This window comes from Komagataeibacter sp. SM21 (assembly GCF_041402665.1).
Classification (GTDB): Bacteria; Pseudomonadota; Alphaproteobacteria; order Acetobacterales; family Acetobacteraceae; genus Komagataeibacter; species Komagataeibacter saccharivorans.
The window spans coordinates 1-3,302 of record NZ_JBGLOV010000054.1; the positions used below are offsets into that span (position 1 = coordinate 1).

At 49.4% G+C, this 3,302-nt stretch carries 4 protein-coding genes; 3 read left to right on the forward strand and 1 reads right to left on the reverse strand.

Going from position 1 to position 3,302, the window contains the following annotated elements; genetic code table 11:
* Positions 1-284: 284 nt before the first annotated feature.
* From ACBR42_RS16870 to ACBR42_RS16880, 3 genes are read left to right on the forward strand one after another with little or no spacing between them, the layout of a single operon-like run.
* Entirely contained in the window at positions 285-1,571 is a 1,287-nt protein-coding gene (locus ACBR42_RS16870) for a DUF3696 domain-containing protein (protein ID WP_371208800.1), read from the forward strand.
* Entirely contained in the window at positions 1,568-2,098 is a 531-nt protein-coding gene (locus ACBR42_RS16875; protein WP_371208801.1) for a hypothetical protein, read from the forward strand. Before ACBR42_RS16870 ends, ACBR42_RS16875 begins: the two co-directional genes overlap by 4 nt.
* A gap of 10 nt (positions 2,099-2,108) precedes the next feature.
* On the forward strand, positions 2,109-2,807 hold the full coding sequence (locus tag ACBR42_RS16880) for an RNA ligase family protein (RefSeq protein ID WP_371208802.1): 699 nt from the start codon (positions 2,109-2,111) through the stop codon (positions 2,805-2,807).
* A 184-nt stretch (positions 2,808-2,991) separates the two neighbouring features.
* On the opposite strand, the gene ACBR42_RS16885 is transcribed toward ACBR42_RS16880, so the two are convergent.
* The coding region (locus tag ACBR42_RS16885; protein WP_371208803.1) for a hypothetical protein at positions 2,992-3,302 on the reverse strand (311 nt) is incomplete at its 5' end.

The window sequence follows — 3,302 nt, forward strand, 5'->3', positions numbered from 1 at the left end:
TATGCTCTGGCTCAGGCTCTCCCCCGGGTAGCGCCAGTTGCAAATTCCCCATAACTGAACCCCGGTGTCGCGGGTTCGGTCTTCCCAGACTTTCGTACGCCTGGCGGCGCCCGAAACCCTTCAGGGAAGGAGATTGTCCGCTATCGTGTGGGATTGTAAAAAGCGGTCATACGTAATGTCGGCTTTCAAATAACTATAATCCTCATTTATGCTGGGCATCTGCCAGCCTTTAAGATACTAATAGTACCTAAAAATCAAACCATCGGATCGGATTAGCTCTACTCATGCTTACACGGTTACGTTTAGTAAACTTCAAGGCTTGGTCGGACACTCAGGACATGAGTTTACGTCCATTAACGATGCTACTTGGTACTAACTCATCAGGAAAATCGTCTCTCATCCAAAGTTTGCTACTACTCAAGCAAACTGCTCGATCACCGGATCGGACAATCCACCTCAACCTCGGCGGAGACGAAGTCAACGACCTATTTAATTTCGGTGCTTTCGACGATATTCTAAACCAAGGAGCCCAAACGCCGCGCCAGTTTTCTATTGAATTCGACTTTGATAATCGTGGCACTGGTCGGATCGACAAGGGCAGTTTTCGATGCTCTTATGGTCAGACTTCATCTGGCAGTGTGACAGTCCAAGAACTTATACTCAAAACTGAGCACCGCCAATTTAAAGCAATCAGGCGAGAAAAGGGCGCATTTTCGATATTTGTTGATAATGATCTCGCCCCTCGTGTTAAAGGACGTAATTATACGCCAGAGCGATCAATTGCTTTTTCAGCAGACGCTATCGCTGATCTCGACAAGGACGGCCAACTGGTCGAGGATTTGAGCTTAGCGATCCGACGTGAACTTGAGCATATAGTTTATCTTGGTCCGTTGCGCCGCAAGCCAGAGCGAGATTACCCTTGGAACAAAACAAAGCCGGGCGAGATCGGCCCCGACGGACGCAGCGCAATTGATGCACTACTTGCCAGTGCTATTTTGCGAGGAGATGAGCAAAATTATATTGTCAAAGGGGTTTCCTCTTGGCTCAAGAAAATGGGCATAGCAGATGAACTCGAAGTTCGTCAGCAAGGCCGGTCAAATCGCTATGAACTAATAGTGCATCGAGATGGAACGTCATGTAATATTCGCGACGTCGGTATAGGCGTATCCCAAATTCTTCCAGTTCTGGTAATTTCTTACTTTGCTCCCAAAGGCAGCACAATCGTACTTGAGGAGCCTGAAATTCATTTGCATCCACTCGCTCAATCCGTCTTAGCCGAACTGTTTGTTGAGGTCAGTCGGAAGCGCGATGTCCAGTTCGTAATAGAGACCCATTCTGAGCATCTATTCCGACGCATGCAAACTTTGCTTGCCAAGGGAAAAATATCGCGGGAAAACGCGGCAATGTACTTTGTGGCACGCAAGAAAAAATCTGCTGAGCTCAATAAACTCGAAATTGATGATTATGGCAGAGTAAAGAATTGGCCCGATGGCTTCTTTGGGGACGCGCTTGGTGAGACACGCGAACAAGCTCGGATTATGTTCGAGCGCCAGAAAGGTAGTGGGCGATGAAGGAACGCTATATCGTTGATACTAATGTTCTGATCGCTGCGAGCGCGGCCGACCCGGTGAATCCAACCGACATTGACGCGACGCCTAATGAACCAGAAGTACGCCTTGCAGTTTGGAAGTGGTTGGACACTTTCCAGCGGAGTGATAGCCGTCTTGTGCTCGATTTTGAACGTCAGATAGAAGCGGAATACAATAGAAAGCTCAAGTATGGTGATTTCGGTATTCAGGTGGTGATGTCGAAATGGGATAAATGTGCCGTTGACGGCGTGGTGGTCGACTATGATGACGATGGAGATGGCATTTTACCCCCCTCGCTTGTGCCGGTAGTCCATGATCGGGCAGATCGAAAGATGGTTGCTGCAGCGCTGGCATCATATGCGAAGTTTGGTGAAGGTTGCATCGCTTTTGCAGGCGATACCGATTGGCACGACTGGGAGGATGAGCTTCTCGAGCATGATGTGTTAGTCGAGCCAATCATCGAAGAGTGGTCCAGAGATAAACATTCCAAAAAGAAAATGAGAAAATAGTAGCACACAAATGACGACTTTCTTTCGTTTTCCATCGACCCCACATCTTGCATGGTTGAGTCATAATCCTGCTCCGCGCGAGGATAAATTTCTGTCCTCGTCTGAAGCTCTTAGCCTGCTTGCTGGCGAGGTGGAGGTCGAGGAAAAAATCGATGGTGCGAACATCGGGCTTTCGTTATCTGCTGATGGAAAAATACTAGTCCAAAATCGGGGGCAATATTTGACCCCCGCTTATAGTGGACAGTTTGGACGCTTATCTGAATGGTTAAATTTGCATGAAGAAATTCTTCGCAATTTCCTGACTTCGTCGCTCGTGCTTTTTGGCGAATGGACGGCTGCTCGTCATTCTATTGGATATGATCATCTTCCTGACTGGCTACTTTTTTTCGACGTCTACGACCGTGCAGCGGGAAGATTTTGGAGCAGCAGCCGACGAAATGCATTAGCGTCATCGGTAGGCCTTAAAGTCACGCCTACCCTGTTGCGGGGCCGAACAGATTTAGTTCAACTTGAAAAATTGTTAAATTCAAGTTCAAGCCGCTATCGAGTAGGGCCGATGGAAGGACTAATTATCCGCCGCGAGGATTCTCACTGGTGCGAATGCCGTGCCAAGCTCGTACATGCTGATTTTACTCAAGCTATTGGCGAGCACTGGAGCCGTCGGCGCATCGAGTGGAATCAAGTGGATTGGTCGGGAAGCATCGATTAATCTCAATTCAAATAGCCTATCGCAGACTGTCTGCTAAGCGGAAGGCCAATTTATAAGTGGCACGTCGGACTTTAAGGCGACTGCAGCCTTTTCCTCGTGTCATACCCACGTATGTACTAATGTGGGTATGTGTCCTGCGGAAGGGATCTTCTCACGCGTCTAGCCGGTAGATTATGATCTGACGTCAGATCCAGCACAGAAAATGCGCCATAAGACACCCGAACGCCGCACCACCGAACATCCCAAAGCGTAAAAAATGCCGCCATCGGCCCACGACCGGCATGGATGCACGGATGTCGCGCAATTCCCGCCCGGCCCACAATCCTGCCACAAGGGAAATCAGAACGACGACCACGAGTAATGGCCACGTCATGGGCAGGAAGGGCGCATGGACGAAGGGAACGACAGTCGGGCCCAGCTGATCGACGACCGAGAAGCCATCGAATGCATCACTCGCCAGCAGGAGACAGAGCGCGGCAATCTGTATGCCGCGCC